12 protein-coding genes and 1 pseudogene are annotated in these 15,138 nt (G+C 62.4%); 9 read left to right on the forward strand and 4 right to left on the reverse strand.

Annotation, left to right across the window (positions count from 1 at the left end; all coding sequences use genetic code 11):
• Positions 1–35: 35 nt before the first annotated feature.
• Positions 36–1,244, reverse strand: a complete 1,209-nt coding sequence (gene urtA / locus L8K08_RS15530; protein ID WP_242198411.1) for an urea ABC transporter substrate-binding protein — start codon at positions 1,242–1,244, stop codon at positions 36–38.
• Positions 1,245–1,590: 346 nt separating this feature from the next.
• Between urtA and L8K08_RS15535 the strand changes: the two genes are divergently transcribed.
• Both L8K08_RS15535 and L8K08_RS15540 read left to right on the forward strand, forming a co-directional pair.
• Complete coding sequence (locus L8K08_RS15535; RefSeq protein WP_242198413.1) at positions 1,591–4,974, forward strand: ATP-binding protein; 3,384 nt, start codon at positions 1,591–1,593, stop codon at positions 4,972–4,974.
• Positions 4,949–5,614: a response regulator gene (locus L8K08_RS15540; RefSeq protein ID WP_053256610.1), complete on the forward strand. Its 666-nt coding sequence runs from the start codon at positions 4,949–4,951 to the stop codon at positions 5,612–5,614. The genes L8K08_RS15535 and L8K08_RS15540 overlap by 26 nt, the downstream gene beginning before the upstream one ends.
• Before the next feature lie 874 nt (positions 5,615–6,488).
• On the opposite strand, the gene L8K08_RS15545 is transcribed toward L8K08_RS15540, so the two are convergent.
• Positions 6,489–7,319, reverse strand: a complete 831-nt coding sequence (locus L8K08_RS15545; protein ID WP_242198415.1) for an IclR family transcriptional regulator — start codon at positions 7,317–7,319, stop codon at positions 6,489–6,491.
• 241 nt (positions 7,320–7,560) lie between these two features.
• On the opposite strand from L8K08_RS15545, the gene L8K08_RS15550 reads away from it, so the two are divergent.
• The 7 genes from L8K08_RS15550 to L8K08_RS15580 are packed head-to-tail and all read left to right on the forward strand — an operon-like array spanning position 7,561 to position 14,000.
• Complete coding sequence (locus tag L8K08_RS15550; RefSeq protein WP_242198417.1) at positions 7,561–8,589, forward strand: ABC transporter ATP-binding protein; 1,029 nt, start codon at positions 7,561–7,563, stop codon at positions 8,587–8,589.
• On the forward strand, positions 8,586–9,431 hold the full coding sequence (locus tag L8K08_RS15555; protein WP_214248528.1) for an ABC transporter permease: 846 nt from the start codon (positions 8,586–8,588) through the stop codon (positions 9,429–9,431). Before L8K08_RS15550 ends, L8K08_RS15555 begins: the two co-directional genes overlap by 4 nt.
• A 4-nt stretch (positions 9,432–9,435) precedes the next feature.
• On the forward strand, positions 9,436–10,230 hold the full coding sequence (locus L8K08_RS15560) for an ABC transporter permease (RefSeq protein WP_242198419.1): 795 nt from the start codon (positions 9,436–9,438) through the stop codon (positions 10,228–10,230).
• A complete protein-coding gene (locus tag L8K08_RS15565) occupies positions 10,230–10,520 on the forward strand; it encodes a (2Fe-2S)-binding protein (protein WP_106579699.1) in 291 nt (96 codons plus the stop codon). Before L8K08_RS15560 ends, L8K08_RS15565 begins: the two co-directional genes overlap by 1 nt.
• The gene (locus tag L8K08_RS15570; protein WP_242198421.1) at positions 10,517–11,860 is read left to right on the forward strand and encodes an FAD-dependent oxidoreductase; all 1,344 of its coding nucleotides are present in this window, start codon (positions 10,517–10,519) and stop codon (positions 11,858–11,860) included. Before L8K08_RS15565 ends, L8K08_RS15570 begins: the two co-directional genes overlap by 4 nt.
• Positions 11,857–12,954, forward strand: a complete 1,098-nt coding sequence (locus L8K08_RS15575) for an FAD-dependent oxidoreductase (protein ID WP_242198423.1) — start codon at positions 11,857–11,859, stop codon at positions 12,952–12,954. Before L8K08_RS15570 ends, L8K08_RS15575 begins: the two co-directional genes overlap by 4 nt.
• Before the next feature lie 14 nt (positions 12,955–12,968).
• Entirely contained in the window at positions 12,969–14,000 is a 1,032-nt protein-coding gene (locus L8K08_RS15580) for an ABC transporter substrate-binding protein (RefSeq protein ID WP_119736011.1), read from the forward strand.
• A 45-nt stretch (positions 14,001–14,045) separates the two neighbouring features.
• Here the strand turns inward: L8K08_RS15580 and L8K08_RS15585 are convergent, their stop codons facing one another.
• Together L8K08_RS15585 and L8K08_RS15590 are read right to left on the reverse strand one after the other, a co-directional pair.
• Positions 14,046–14,531, reverse strand: a complete 486-nt coding sequence (locus tag L8K08_RS15585; RefSeq protein WP_242198426.1) for a hypothetical protein — start codon at positions 14,529–14,531, stop codon at positions 14,046–14,048.
• A 95-nt stretch (positions 14,532–14,626) separates the two neighbouring features.
• Positions 14,627–14,995 (reverse strand): annotated as a pseudogene (locus tag L8K08_RS15590) (NAD synthetase); the annotation flags it as partial.
• Between the last annotated feature and the right edge of the window lie 143 nt (positions 14,996–15,138).

A 15,138-nucleotide genomic window follows, 5' to 3' on the forward strand; every position in this document is an offset into this window, starting at 1 on the left:
GCCTCCCACAGTTTGAAACTCCGTGTGCCTGGGGGTTATTGGTAACCCTTTGGAAACGGGTTCGGCTCGATCAGATCCGACTCGTAGATCACCTTGAACTGCCCGTTGGGCTGCACTTCGCCGATGCGCGACTTGCTCCACAGGTGATGGTTCTCGTGGATCTTCACGTAGCCTTCCGGCGCGTTTTTCAGCTCGATGCCAGGGCTTGCCGCCACGACTTTATCCACGTCGAAACTGCCGGCTTTCTCCACCGCCGCTTTCCACAACCAAGGGCCGAGGTACGCCGCCTGGGTCACGTCGCCGATCACCGCGTCCTTGCCGTACTTGGCCTTGAAGGCTTCGACGAAGGCTTTGTTGTTCGGGTTGTCCAGGCTCTGGAAGTACTTCATCGAGGCGTAGAAACCGGCCATGTTTTCGCCGCCGATGCCGAGCAGCTCGTCTTCGGTGACCGACAGGGTCAGCAGGGTTTGTTTGGACGAATTCACACCCGCCGCATTGAGTTGCTTGTAGAACGCCACGTTGGAGCCGCCGACCACGGCCGCAAACACTACGTCCGGCTTCTTCAGCTTGACCTTGTTGATCAGCGAGCCGAACTGAGTGTTGCCCAGCGGGTAGTAGTCTTCGCCAACCACCGTGCCGTGCAGCACGTTTTCAATGTGCTTGCGCGCGATCTTCATCGAGGTGCGTGGCCAGATGTAGTCCGAGCCGACCAGGTAGAAGGTCTTGGCGCCCTTGATCTTGGCGATCCAGTCGAGGCTGGCGAGGATTTGCTGGGTGGCTTCCTGGCCGGTGTAGATGACGTTTTTCGACTGTTCCAGGCCTTCATAGAAGGTCGGGTAGTAGAGCAAGCCGTTTTCTTTCTCGAAGATCGGCAGCACGGCTTTGCGTGAAGCCGACGTCCAGCAGCCGAACACGGCGGCGACCTTGTCGTTGACCAGCAGCTTCTTGGCTTTTTCGGCAAAGGTCGGCCAGTCGGAGGCGCCGTCTTCCTGGATCACTTTGATCTGGCGTCCCAGGATCCCGCCCGAAGCGTTGATCTGTTCGATGGCCAGGCGCTCGGCCTGGATCGAGCCGGTCTCGGAAATCGCCATGGTGCCGGTGGCCGAGTGCAACTGGCCGACGGTGACTTCGGTAGGGGTCACGGCCAGGCCTTCGTTATCGGCCAGCACGCCCTGGCTGAACAGAGCGGCCGCCAGTAAGGACAAGGCCAACAACGGTGTGGAGCGGATCAATCGTGGTGCCATGGGGCGACTCCTCTGCAATGAGGGGTTCAGCATGGCGGCAGCCGGCCATCGCGGGTATACGCAGCCTGACGTAACGGTGTACGTCATTTGACGTATGCCGTTGCGCACTGTTTCAGGGCAAGTTGTGGCGAGCGGGCTTGCCCCGCGTTGGGCTGCGAAGCGGCCCTGTTAAGAACAGCGCATTTTTCCAGGTAAATAGTGTTGTCTGGTTTCAGGGCTGCTACGCAGCCCAACGCGGGGCAAGCCCGCTCGCCACAGCAAGCCCGCTCCCGCATTTGGACCTGCGGCACCTGTCAGGGCATGGAAGTTGCTCATTCAATCTCGCCCTTCTGCGGAGTCCTCCACCGTGCACCCCACCTCCGGCACCCAGCGCATCGTCAAGATCCGCCGCGACTACAACACCTGGGTCGCCGACGAGACCATGGAAGACTACGCCCTGCGCTACACGCCCAAATCCTTTCGCAAATGGTCGGAACTGCGCATCGCCAACACCGCCCTGGGCGCCGTGTCCTTTCTGGCGCTGGAAGCCATCGGCGGCGTGCTCGCCTTGAGCTACGGCTTCACCAACACGTTCTGGGCGATCCTGGCGATCAGCCTGGTGATTTTCCTCACCGGCCTGCCCATCAGTTATTACGCCGCCCGTTATGGCGTGGACATGGACCTGCTCACCCGTGGCGCCGGCTTTGGCTACATCGGCTCGACTATCACCTCGTTGATTTATGCCAGCTTCACGTTCCTGTTCTTCGCACTGGAAGCGGCAATCATGGCCCTGGCCCTGGAGCTGTATTTCCATATTCCGCTGGCCATCGCCTATGTGATCTGCTCATTGCTGGTGATTCCGCTGGTGGCCTACGGCGTGACCCTGATCAGCCGCCTGCAATTGTGGACGCAACCGCTCTGGCTGCTGTTGCTCGTGCTGCCCTACGGCTTTGTCTGGTGGAAAAACCCCGACGTCTTCAGCGACTGGACCAGCTTTGTCGGACGCAGTGGCGACGGCGGCGGGTTTAATTTGCTGTCGTTCTGCGCCGCCTGCACCGTGGCGCTGTCGCTGGTTACGCAGATCGGCGAACAGGTCGACTACCTGCGCTTCCTGCCGGAAAAGACCGCCGCCAACCGCAAACGCTGGTGGGCCGCCCTGCTCTGTGCGGGGCCCGGCTGGATCATCCCCGGCGCGCTGAAGATGTTCGCCGGGGCGTTTCTGGCGTTTCTCGCCCTGCAACATGAAATCCCCATGGAGCGCGCCGCCGAGCCCACGCAGATGTACCTCGTTGCATTCCGCTATGTGTTCAGCTCGCCGGAATGGGCGCTCGGCGCGATGGTGCTGTTCGTGTTCATCTCACAGATGAAAATCAACCTGACCAACGCCTACGCCGGCTCCCTGGCCTGGTCGAACTTCTTTGCCCGCGTGACCCACAGCCACCCCGGCCGCGTGGTGTGGCTGGTGTTCAACGTGGCCATCGCGCTGATGCTGATGGAGCTGGGCGTATTTGATGTGATCGACCAGGTGCTGGGGCTCTACGCGAATATCGCGATTGCCTGGATCGGCACGCTGGTGGCCGACCTGGTGATCAACAAGCCGCTGGGCCTGTCGCCCAGACACATCGAGTTCAAGCGCGCGCACCTCTACGACATCAACCCGGTGGGCGTCGGCTCGATGCTGATTGCGTCGTTGCTGTCGATCCTCGCCCACTTCGGCCTGTTCGGTGCCCTGGCCCAGGCCGCGCCGCCCTTCGTCGCGCTGGGCACGGCGTTGATCATGGCGCCGCTGTTGGCCTGGCTGACCCAAGGCAAGTACTACATCGCGCGTACCAGTGACGTGACGCTGATTCACCCGGTGGCCCCCGCCACTCACGCGATCTGTGGGCTGTGCAGCAACCCGTTCGAAACCGCCGACATGGCGTTTTGTCCGGCCTACAGCACGCCCATCTGTTCGCTGTGCTGCTCGCTGGACGCGCGTTGCGGTGATCGGTGCAAACCTCATGCGCGCCTGGTCACGCAGTTCGAAGGCGTATTGCGCTGGCTGCTGCCCACCACCCTGATGCCGCGCCTGCATACGCGGCTGGCGCACTACCTGGGGTTGTTGCTGGTGCTGGTGCTGCTGCTCGCAGGCGCGCTGGCGTTGATTTACGTGCAAGCCGCCCAAGGGTTGCCGCATTCCGAGACCTTGTATCAGGCGTTCTTCAAGGCTTTCCTGACCCTGTCAGTGCTGGCCGCCGTGCTCGCGTGGTGGGTGGTACTGACCCGCGAAAGCCGCCGCGTCGCCCAGGAAGAATCCGACCGCCAGACCCTGCTTTTAATGCAGGAAATCGACGCCCACAGCCTCACCGACCAAGCCCTGCAACAAGCCAAAGAGGCCTCCGAAGCCGCGAACGCCGCCAAAAGCCGTTACGTCACCGGGCTCTCTCACGAGCTGCGCACGCCGCTGAACAGCATCCTTGGTTTTACCCAGATCCTGCAGCGCGACAACGCCATGCCCGAGCAGCATCAGGACGCGCTGGCGACCATCCTGCGCAGCGGCTCGCACCTGCTGTCACTGATCGATGGCCTGCTCGACGTGGCCAAGATCGAGGCCGGCAAACTGCGCCTGGAACTCACGGAAATCCCCTTCCCCGAGTTGCTCCACGACCTGGAACAGATGTTCACCCCACAAGCCCAGGACAAGGGCCTGCGCTTTCGCTTGGACTGCGTGGGCAAGATCCCGGCCGTGGTGCGTGGCGATGAAAAACGCGTGCGTCAGATCCTGATCAACCTGCTCGGCAACGCGGTGAATTTCACCGACAGCGGCGAGGTGCGCCTGCGGGTCAGCTACATGCGCGAAACCGCCAATTTTGAAATCATCGACACCGGCATCGGCATTGACCCTGGGCAAATCGAGCGGATATTCCAGCCGTTCGAGCGCGGCGATCTGATGCGCCAGGACAAGGGCGTGGGCCTGGGGCTGACCATCACGCGCATGCTCACCTCGCTGATGGGCGGCGAGTTGCGCGTCACCAGTGAGCTGGACAAAGGCACGTGTTTCCAGGTGCGGCTGTTCCTCTCCCAGGTGCGCGCGCCGCAGGCGGTGGTGCACGTGGAGCACGACATCATCGGTTATCACGGTGTGCGCCGACGCATCCTGGTGGTGGACGACCATGTGGACCATCGCAAGGTGCTCAGTGGCATGCTCACACCGCTGGGGTTTGAGGTGATCCAGGCCAGCAATGGCCAGGACGCAATCCGCCAGGTGGCGCTGCTGGCGCCGGACCTGATCCTGATGGACCTGTCGATGCCGACCCTGGATGGCTGGGAAACCAGCCGCCTGATCCGCCGCAATGCGCTGTCCAGCGCGCCGATCATCGTGATCTCGGCCAACGCCTTTACCGACGACCGTGAACGCAGCATCGCCGCCGCCTGCAACGACTACCTGGCCAAACCGGTGCGCACCCCGGAACTGCTCGGGCGCCTGCAACAGCACCTGGATCTGCAGTGGCTGCGGCGCACCCGAACGTCCACACCGCCTGCACCGCCCAGCGTATTGCCCAGCCCTGAAGACCTCGCCGCCCTCGCCGAACTCAGCGCCATCGGCTATGTGCGCGGCTTGCATGAAAAACTCGACACCATCCTGGAACATCGCCCGGACGCCGCGCCTTTTATCGCCAAAGTGCGCGGGCTGCTCAAGGGTTTCCGCCTGGATGAACTCAACCGAACCTTAAAGGAGGCCGAAGATGAATGCGCTCACCCGCAGCACTGAACCTGGCGTGGTGCTGATCGTCGATGACACCCCGGACAACCTCGCCATGCTGTCCGACGCACTTGATGACGCGGGCTACATGGTGCTGGTGGCGCTGGACGGCCTCAGCGCGTTGAACCGCGTGCAACGCCGGCGCCCGGACCTGATTCTGCTGGACGCAATGATGCCGGGGCTGGACGGTTTCGAAACCTGTCGCCGGCTCAAGGCGCAACCGGCCAGTGCGGACATCCCGGTGGTGTTCATGACCGGGCTGACCGACAGCAAGCACGTGGTGCAGGGTTTTGAGGTGGGTGGCAGCGACTACGTGACCAAGCCGATCCAGACGGATGAGGTATTGGCGCGGGTGGCAGCGCATTTGCGTACGTCACGAATCCTGCTCTCGGCGCGTGCCGCCACGCAGCCGAGCGTGCTGACCCTGGAGGACGCCCCGGCGCAACGACTGTTATCCGCGCGGTTTCAACTGACCGAGCGTGAGGTGGAAGTGCTGCGTTGGGTGGCGTGTGGGAAAACCAACCGGGATATCGGCGACATTCTGGGGCTGAGCCCCAGGACGGTGAACAAGCATCTGGAGCATGTGTATGTGAAGCTCGGCGTGGAGACTCGAACAGCCGCGACCTCAGTTGCACTGGCCGCGATCTGAATGTGTGTGGTGCTTGTGTGGGTCTCAATACATCAAGTAGAGACTGTGCAGATCTGCATTGCCCTGAAACCTCAGGCTGTACTCGGTCAATGTGGGAGCTGGCTTGCCCGCGAAGGCATCAACTGGTTATGCCTGATACACCGAGGTGCCTGCATCGCAGGCAAGCCAGCTCCCACAGAAAAGCAAAGCAGTGCGGTGGTGACGGGCTGCACTCGGTGAAATTGTGGGAGCGGGCTTGCCCGCGATGGCATCAACTGGTTATGCCTGACACACCGAGTTGTCTGCATCGCAGGCAAGCCAGCTCCCACAGAAAAGCAAAGCGGCGCGGTGCTGGCGGCTGAACGCGGTCAACTTGTGGGAGCGGGCTTGCCCGCGAAGGCATCAACTGGTTATGCCTGACACACCGAGGTGCCTGAATCGCAGGCAAGCCCGCTCCCACATTTGGAGCTCAGTGCATCAGATAGAGGTGTGTTGCTGTGTTTTTGATCCGCTTTTGCTTCTACCACTCAGGTCGGCTTTCAGGCCGCCGTGCTCTTGATCTTGCTTTTGATCTGACAGGCCCCGTTAACCACGCTGGCCGAACGCAGGCTTGAATCCGTGGGTAACCCGGCAGGACGCCGGGTTAGCCGCGTTGGGCCATGGATGGCCCGTCGCGGCGGCCCACGGATTCAAGCCGGAGTGAGGGCACACCGAGCCTAGGCGAGGTGCCGAGTGGTGGGGCAAAGACCTTTTGGTTACTTTTGGGGCGTTTGCCAAAAGTGACCCGCTGTAAGAGCGGAACCGCCAGCCGCCGTTACCGCAGCAACGGATATGTACTCAAATCTACCAACAGAAGCGCCCGCCCAAAGACGGCCATAGCGCAACGGCACACAAGCTACCCACCAAAAGCCTGCGAAGGCCGACGCAACGTCGGATCAAACGGATTGATCCTCGGCCCGATCGCCGCCGCCTCACGCTTGAGCAACTCCACCACCATCGGCAACCGGCTCGGCCCCAGGCGATCACTGATGGTCGCCACACTCAACGCCGCCACCGCATACCCCTCCCGATTCAAAATCGGCACCGCCAACCCCGCCATGCCTTCCAGCACTCCGGTGTTGCGCGCGGCATACCCCAGGCTGCGCACATTCTCCACTTCCGAACGCAGCAGCACCTCGTCATACAGGTGAAAATCCTTCAGCCGAGGCAAGTTGTAGCGAATCACCGTCTCACGCTCCTCCTCCGGCAAGAACGCCAGAATCGCCAAACTGCCCTGCCCCACACCCAACGCCACACGCCCGCCAATATCCCCGGTAAAGGTGCGGATCGGGTACGGCCCCTCGCTGCGGTCCAGGCAGATCGCATCAAAACCACTGCGTGCCAGCAAAAACAACGAATCACCCAACGACGCACTCAAGCGCAACATGCTCGGCCGCACCAGGTCACGCAGGTTGCCGGTCTTGCCCGCGTTCGCCGCCAGCGCGAAGAACTCCAGGCTCAGGCGATAACGCTTGCTGCGCGCGTCCTGCTCGACCATCCCCTCGTCCATCAGGCTGCGCAACAGGCGGTGGATGGTGGGCTGCGACAGCCCGACCTGCTGCGCCAGTTGCGTCACGCGTTCGCCACCTTCGGGTACCTCGCCCAATGCACGCAACAGCGCGAACACCCGCGACACGCTGCCCGAACCCACTTCTTTGTCGCTGCCATTCCGCTCAGTGGAATCCATATCACATAATCTCTGCATAAATTCTGCTGAATGAATAAATTTGAAAATAATAGTTCGTTGAGTGAAATTCCATCTTCCACCCATCCTAGTCTTCGTCCTAATCTGCGTCCACAGGGGCGAAATGAACAACAAACGGCAGCCGACTCGAGATCGAGCGCCACCGCACCCGCAGCACTCTTTTCGCATCTGCCCAAAACAAAAAAGCGCGTTTCGACGCGACTCAAACAGGTGGAACGCAGACATGGCTTTTCTCCAACTCAACGCCTTGAGCAAACGCTACGGCGCCGTCGATGCGGTGGTCGCCACTGACCTTGCGGTAGAAAAAGGCGAGTTCGTTTCCCTGCTCGGTCCCTCGGGCTGCGGCAAAACCACCACCCTGCAAATGATCGCCGGCTTCGTCGACGTGAGCGGCGGGCAAATCCTGCTCGACGGCCGCGACATCACCCACGCCAAACCCGCCAGCCGTGGCCTGGGCGTGGTGTTCCAGAGCTACGCGCTGTTCCCGCACATGACCGTGCGCGACAACGTCGCCTTCGGCCTGAAGATGCGCAAAGTGCCGGCCGCCGAAATCGCCAGCAAGGTCAAGACCGTGCTGGAACTGGTGCGCCTGGCGCCGCACGCCGAGCGCTACCCGCGTGAACTCTCCGGCGGCCAGCGCCAGCGTGTAGCGCTGGCCCGCGCGCTGGTGATCGAGCCGCCGGTGCTGCTGCTCGATGAACCGTTGTCCAACCTCGACGCCAACCTGCGCGAAGAGATGCAGTTTGAAATCCGCCGCATCCAGTGCGCCGTGGGCATCACCACTTTGATGGTCACCCACGACCAGGCCGAAGCACTGTCGATCAGCGACCGCGTGGTGGTGATGCAGGCCGGACGCGTCACGCAGATCGACGCACCGTACACGCTCTACGAACACCCACGCACGCGCTTCATCTCGGACTTCGTCGGCAAGGCCAACCTGCTGCCGGGTGACTACGACGAACTTGGCACCCCACAAGTGCGCCACGCCCGCGGCGACGGCGAGCTGACCCTGAGCCTGCGCCCGGAAAAAATCACCTTGGTGGCCGCAGGCAGCGGGCGCGTGCAAGGCAAGGTGCTCGACAGCTACTTTTTCGGCAGCCAATGGCTGTACCGCGTCCACACCTCGCTTGGCGAAATCACCGTGGTGCGCAGCAACGACGGCAGCGCGCCGCTCGGTTGCGGCGCGGCAGTCGGCCTGGACTGGCACGCCGGCCTGTTGCGCGTGCTGGCGGCGGATGAGGTGCGCGCATGAGTCGCGGTTATCTGCTGTCGTTGCCGGCCCTGGCGCTGTTCACCGGGCTGTTGATTTTGCCGCTGGTGATGACGCTGGTGCTGTCGTTCAACGTGTTCGACTACCAGGTGGGCGTGAAGGCGGATGAATGGACCTTGGCGCATTACCTGTCGCTGTTCAGTGATGCGTACTTCTATGAAATCTTCTGGCGCACCTTCTGGATCAGCGCACTGGTGACCTTGCTGTGCGTGGTGATCGGCGTGCCCGAGGCTTACATTCTGAGCCGCATGGGCACGCCGTGGCGCTCGATCTTCCTGATCCTGATCCTCACGCCGTTGCTGATTTCGGTGGTGGTGCGCGCCTTCGGCTGGAGCCTGTTGCTCGGCGCCGACGGGCTGGTCAACCAGGTAATCCAGGCCCTCGGCGGGCGTCCGGTAAAGCTGCTGTACACGCCGTTTGCGGTGATCATCGCGCTGGTGCACGTGATGCTGCCGTTCATGATCATTCCGGTGTGGACCTCGCTGCAAAAACTCGACCCGTCGGCAGAACAGGCGGCGCTGTCACTCGGCGCCAGCCAGGCCACGGTGATGCGCAAGATCGTGTTGCCGCAGGTCATGCCCGGCGTGCTGTCCGGCACGTTGATTGTGTTCGGGCTGGCGGCCAGCTCGTTTGCGATCCCCGGCCTGCTCGGCGGGCGCCGCCTGAAGATGGTCGCCACGGTGGTGTACGACCAGTACCTCTCGGAACTCAACTGGCCCATGGGCGCGACCATCGCGGTGGTGCTGCTGTTGGTCAACCTGCTGATCATGCTGAGCTGGAACCGCATGGTCGAAAGCCGCTACAAAAAGTCCCTGGGGGTTTAAGCGCATGTCCAGAAACGGTCCTTTGGCCCTCGGTTTTCATGGCGTGGTGGTGCTGTTCATGATGGCGCCGCTGGTGGTGGTGTGCCTGGTGGCCTTCACCCCGGAAAACACCTTGAGCTTGCCGACGTCGGGCTTCTCCCTGCGCTGGTTTCGCGCAGTGTTCGAGCGTGCCGACTTTATCCAGGCGTTCTATAACAGCCTGATCCTGGCGTTCACCGCCGCCACCTTGGCCACGCTGATTGCTGTGCCGGCGGCCTTGGCGATCAGCCGTTATCAGTTTCCGGGGCGCAACTTTTTCAGTGCGTTGTTCCTCTCGCCAATCATCATCCCGCACCTGGTGCTGGGTGTGGCGATGCTGCGTTTGTTCGCGTTGATGGGCGTGAATGGCAGCTTCACCTGGCTGATGCTGGCCCACGTGGTGATCATCACCCCGTACGTGCTGCGCCTGGTGCTGGCGGCGGCAATCGGCATTGACCGCAGCGCCGAACAGGCGGCGCAGTCGCTGGGCGCCGGCCGCTTTACGCTGTTTCGCCAAATCACCTTGCCGATGATTCTGCCCGGTGTGGCCGGCGGCTGGTTGTTGGCGTTCATCAACAGTTTTGATGAGGTGACCCTGTCGATCTTCGTCAGCTCACCGGCCACGCAAACCCTGCCGGTGCGCATGTACGTGTACGCCACCGAGTCCATCGACCCGATGATGGCGGCGGTGTCGGCGCTGGTAATTGCACTGACCGCAGCAACCATGATTCTGCTCGACCGGGTCTACGGCCTGGACCGCGTGCTGGTGGGGAAACATTGATGGCGTTGTTCAAACGATTGGCCGAAACCCAGCGCCCGGCTGTGGCCTTCACCCTGGATGGGCAACCCGCTACGGGCTTGCTCGGCGACACGTTACTGACCGCCGTGCTGACCTGTGCCGAGCACCTGCGCGGCAGCGATTTCAGCGCCGAACGCCGGGCCGGGTTCTGCCTGATGGGCGCCTGCCAGGATTGCTGGGTGCGGCTGCAGGACGGTCGCCGCGTACGCGCCTGTGCGACGTTATTGGAAGAAGGCCAGGCGATCAGCCGTGACCCGGGGCGCCAGGCATGAAGCCAACAGTGATTGTGGGCGCAGGCCCGGCCGGCATCAGCGCGGCGCGTACCCTGCTCGACCACGGCGTCACGCCGTGCCTGGTGGATGAAAGCCTGCGCGGCGGCGGGCAGATTTACCGGCGTCAACCGGCCAACTTCCAGCGCTCGGCCAAACAGCTTTACGGGTTTGAAGCCAGCAAGGCCGAGGCCGTGCACCGCACCATGGATGAGCTGGCACCTTTGATCGACTACCGGCCGCAAACCCTGGTGTGGAACGCCGAGGACGGTCGCCTGGACCTGTTGAATTGCGGCCATGCCGAGAGCATCGAGTACGCGCAACTCATCGTCGCCACCGGCGCCACCGACCGCATCCTGCCCGTACCGGGGTGGACGCTGCCCGGTGTCTACAGCCTTGGGGCGGCGCAAATCGCCTTGAAGTATCAGGGCTGCGCCATCGGTGAGCGCGTAGCGTTTTGCGGCAGCGGGCCGTTGCTGTATCTGGTGGCTTATCAATACGCCAAGGCTGGGGCCAAGGTGGTCGCGGTGCTCGACAGCGCGCCGTTCAGCGCGCAATGCCGCGCCTTGCCTGCATTGCTCGGGCAACCGGCGACGCTGGCCAAGGGTGTGTATTACCGCGCCTGGCTCACGGCCCATGGCATTCCCGTGCACCAGGGCGCGACGCTCGCGCAGATCGACGGCGAACAACGGGTCAACGGTATTCATTGGGGCGAGCACACGGTGGAATGCGATGCCGTAGCCTTCGCCCATGCCTTGCGCAGCGAGACACAGCTGGCGGATTTGCTCGGCTGCGAATTTGCCTGGAACAGCTTGAACCGCGCCTGGTTGCCCGAGCGCGACAGCGCCGGGCGCAGCAGTGTCCACGGCGTGTACCTGGCAGGCGATGGCGCCGGGATCATGGGCGCCGACGCGGCGCACATGGCCGGCGAGCGCGCGGCGCTGGCGGTGCTGGAAGACTCAGGCATTGCCGTGGACCCTCGCCGCACCGCCGTCCTGGAACAGCAACTGGCGAGCATCCAGCGCTTTCGCCACGGCCTGGAAACCGCATTCCCCTTCCCCGAACACTGGGCCGCGCAGGCGCCGAATGAACTGATGCTGTGCCGCTGCGAAGAAATCAGCGTCGGCGAGGTACGCGCGGTGGTGGATGAAGGCCACTGGGAAATCAATCGGGTCAAGGCCCATTGCCGCGTCGGCATGGGTCGCTGCCAGGGCCGCATGTGCGGGCTGGCAGCCGCCGAGATTGTCGCTGAGCGCAGTGGTCGCGGGATTGAACACGTCGGCCGCCTGCGCGGCCAGGCGCCGATCAAGCCGCTGCCGTTTGGCGTAGAGGTGCAGCCATGATCGACGTGATCGTGTTGGGCGGCGGCATCGTCGGCGCCTCGGCGGCCTTGATGCTGGCGCAAAAAGGTCAGCGCGTGGCGTTGGTAGAGCGCGACTTTTGCGGCTCGCATTCCAGCGGTGTGAACTACGGCGGCGTGCGCCGTCAGGGGCGGCCGTTGCATCAACTGCCGCTGTCGCAGCGCGCCCACCAGTTGTGGGCCGACTTGCCGGGGTTGATCGGCATCGACGGCGAGTACGTGCGCTCCGGGCATTTGAAGTTGGCGCGCAGCCATGCGGACCTCGACGCGCTGCAGGCCTATGCCGAGCAAACTCGTGGTTTTGGATTGGCTTTGCAGGTGTTGGATTACGCGCAGCTGCGCGCGCGATTCCCTTGGGTCGGCGATATCGCGGTCGGCGCTTCATTGTGCCCTGAAGACGGGCACGCCAACCCGCGCCTGGTGTCGCCCGCTTTTGCCCGCGCCGCGCAGCGTCAGGGTGCTGAGGTATACGAGCACGCCGAAGTGATGCGCATCGAACACGACGGCCAGCGGTTCCAGGTGCACTGCGCCAACGGTCTGCACCTGCACGCGCCGTGGCTGCTCAACTGCGCCGGCGCCTGGGCCGGGACCGTCGCCGCGCAATTTGGCGAACCGGTGCCGATCACCTCGGCGCACCCGGCGATGCTGGTGACCGAGCCGTTGCCGGTGGTGATGGACGTGAGTACCGGTGTTGAAGGCGGCGGCATTTATGCGCGCCAGGTCGCCCGTGGCAATTGCATTCTTGGCGGCGGCCGGGGCTTTGCCCTTGGCCCGCTGACGGCGCGGCCGGGGCAGGCAGCGGTGCTGGAGATTTTGCGCAACGCAGGCGAACTGTACCCGTTTCTCAAAGGTGCCCAGGCGATACGGACCTGGAGCGGCACCGAAGGTTACTTACCCGATCACGAACCGGTGATCGGCCCCAGCAGTACCCAACCTGGCCTGCTCCACGGTTTCGGCTTTGCCGGCGCCGGGTTCCAGCTCGGCCCTGCGGTTGGTGAAGCCCTGGCAGAGATCGTCTGCAGCGGGGCCAGCCGGCAACCCATCGAAACGTTTTCCATCCGTCGTTTCCAAGCCTGAGAGGAAAAACACCCATGCACACACGTATCGCGCTGTCCTGCTTGTCCCTCGCGTTGCTCGCCTCCACCGCGCATGCTGCGCCCACGCTGTACCTGGGCATGAACGGCGGCACCATGGAGCGGGTGTACGCCGATAAGGTGCTGCCCGCGTTCGAGAAGGCCAACAACGTCAAGGTGGTGATCGTGCCCGGCACCTCGTCGGACATCCTCGCCAAGGTCCAGGCCAACAAAGACAACCCGCAAATGCACGTGATGTTCCTCGACGACGGCATCATGTACCGCGCCATCTCCATGGGCCTGTGCGACAAACTCGCCCCGAGCGCCCCCCTGGACCAGATCCCGGCCAAGGCCAAGATCAAGGACGAAGCCGTGGCCGTGACCCTGGGCGTCACGGGCCTTGGCTATAACGCTAAGATGTTCAAGGAAAAAGGCTGGGCCGCGCCCACCTCGTGGATGGACCTGGCCGACCCGCGCTTCAAAGACAAGGTGGTGTTCCAGTCCCTGGCCTCCTCCACCTTCGGCCTGCACGGCTTCCTGATGTTCAACCGTATCCAGGGCGGCTCCGAAACAGACGTGGAACCGGGCTTCAAGGCCTGGCCGAAAACCATCGGCCCCAACGTGCTGGAATACATCGCCAGCTCGGCGAAGATCTCCGAAATGGTGCAAACCGACGAGGCTGCGATCTTCCCCCTGACGCCGACCCAGGTGACCACGCAGAAACTGCTGGGCATCCCGATGGAATACGCGCAACCCAAGGAAGGCGCGGTGGTGCTGAACGTCGCCGAGTGCGTGATCGCGCGTAACGACCAGCCGGAATTGGCGCAGAAACTCGCAGCCTTCTTGCTGACCGCGCAAGCCCAGGCACCGGCGCTTGAAGAAGGCGATCAGATCCCTTCCAACCCGACCACGCCGACCACCGATAAAACCCGCGCGCGGGTGGAGGCCATGCAGGGTTACTTGCAGACGGCGATTTCGATTGATTGGGACCAGGTGAACCAGGCGCGGCCGGAGTGGAATGCGCGGTGGAGTCGCTCGATTGAGCGCTAACCTGAAATAGCGGATTGCTCCCACGCATTTGTGTGGGAGCTAACGTCACTTAGCCCTGGCCCTGCGTGCATTGGCCTTGAGCTGATTTGAGTATGTTTCGTAGATCGCTCTCGCCGCATTCCGTTGGATGTGGATTTCAAAAAGCTTTTGCCGCATCTCTCGATGGCGGTGCGTATTGAGCAGCAGCAACTCGAAAAGCGGAAACGCGACCCCCAGAGAAAACGCCACGGTATGCGGACGATATTGAATCATTGGTAGCACCAGCATCAGGGAGAAAGCGAAATAGCCCATCAACACGCTAGCGGCCCATTTGCGACCTCTCGCAATCATGAAGTTGGCAAACACTAAAAAAGCAGTCATCGACAGTAGACTCCAACCAGACACTTCAGCTTGCAGCGATGGCTCCAGGCTACGCAAATAGGTTGTGTCCACCAGGACAGTGACCATGGCGCCTGCGAAGAGGCCCATGAATATTGTGCCCATGAACACTGGAAAGTAATGGATGAGAAAACCGGCAACTGACTTACTCATTCTGCAACCTCCTCGTATAAGCCAATAGCAATGGTCGTCGCGCTGCCGACATGGCCATTTCGATAGCTTCCAATCAGCCCCATCGCACTGCCCACTGAGCCACTCAGTACAACAAGCCAGCCCAACACTGCAGCACCGCAAGACAAGGATGCATTGATCGCTTCAAATGCAAGCTGCGACTCCCGCGGCTCATGCTCCAATCGCCGCACAAAATCCAAGCGTGCCATCGACGCTGGCATCTCGCGCAAAATCACGCGCTTGGGCAACACGCTGCAAATCGGCTGAAACTCACGCAACGTCACCGGCCACAACTGTGAATCGAGATACACCACCCCTGCCCCGGCAATCGCCGGGTCGGCATCAATGGCGGCAAACAGCCGACGCAGGTCCATGCTGCTTTCTACCCGTTCACGGGTGGTGCGGTGGGCGCTGGGGAAACCGTCCTTGAATACGCTGGAAGCCATTCCGTTTTTGCTCCTGATTTCACAAGCGCGCAGAGCGTATCTGCCAAGAATGTCGGAAAGTTTCCTTTTTCCAGAAGGCCGCTTCCTGTTGTCACCTTGGAGCCTTGTGGACAATCGTAGGAATCGGAAAAGTACGCCCGCGC

The sequence above is a fragment of the Pseudomonas sp. TREG-RG-20F-10-E-6-01 genome (assembly GCF_022662455.1).
In the GTDB taxonomy this organism is placed as follows: Bacteria; Pseudomonadota; Gammaproteobacteria; order Pseudomonadales; family Pseudomonadaceae; genus Aquipseudomonas.

Coding starts and splice junctions, on each gene's coding strand:
- urtA (WP_242198411.1), bottom strand. CDS start 1,244: ATGGCACCACGATTGATCCGCTCCACACCGTTGTTGGCCTTGTCCTTA.
- L8K08_RS15540 (WP_053256610.1), top strand. CDS start 4,949: ATGAATGCGCTCACCCGCAGCACTGAACCTGGCGTGGTGCTGATCGTC.
- L8K08_RS15545 (WP_242198415.1), bottom strand. CDS start 7,319: ATGGATTCCACTGAGCGGAATGGCAGCGACAAAGAAGTGGGTTCGGGC.
- L8K08_RS15550 (WP_242198417.1), top strand. CDS start 7,561: ATGGCTTTTCTCCAACTCAACGCCTTGAGCAAACGCTACGGCGCCGTC.
- L8K08_RS15555 (WP_214248528.1), top strand. CDS start 8,586: ATGAGTCGCGGTTATCTGCTGTCGTTGCCGGCCCTGGCGCTGTTCACC.
- L8K08_RS15560 (WP_242198419.1), top strand. CDS start 9,436: ATGTCCAGAAACGGTCCTTTGGCCCTCGGTTTTCATGGCGTGGTGGTG.
- L8K08_RS15565 (WP_106579699.1), top strand. CDS start 10,230: ATGGCGTTGTTCAAACGATTGGCCGAAACCCAGCGCCCGGCTGTGGCC.
- L8K08_RS15570 (WP_242198421.1), top strand. CDS start 10,517: ATGAAGCCAACAGTGATTGTGGGCGCAGGCCCGGCCGGCATCAGCGCG.
- L8K08_RS15575 (WP_242198423.1), top strand. CDS start 11,857: ATGATCGACGTGATCGTGTTGGGCGGCGGCATCGTCGGCGCCTCGGCG.
- L8K08_RS15580 (WP_119736011.1), top strand. CDS start 12,969: ATGCACACACGTATCGCGCTGTCCTGCTTGTCCCTCGCGTTGCTCGCC.
- L8K08_RS15585 (WP_242198426.1), bottom strand. CDS start 14,531: ATGAGTAAGTCAGTTGCCGGTTTTCTCATCCATTACTTTCCAGTGTTC.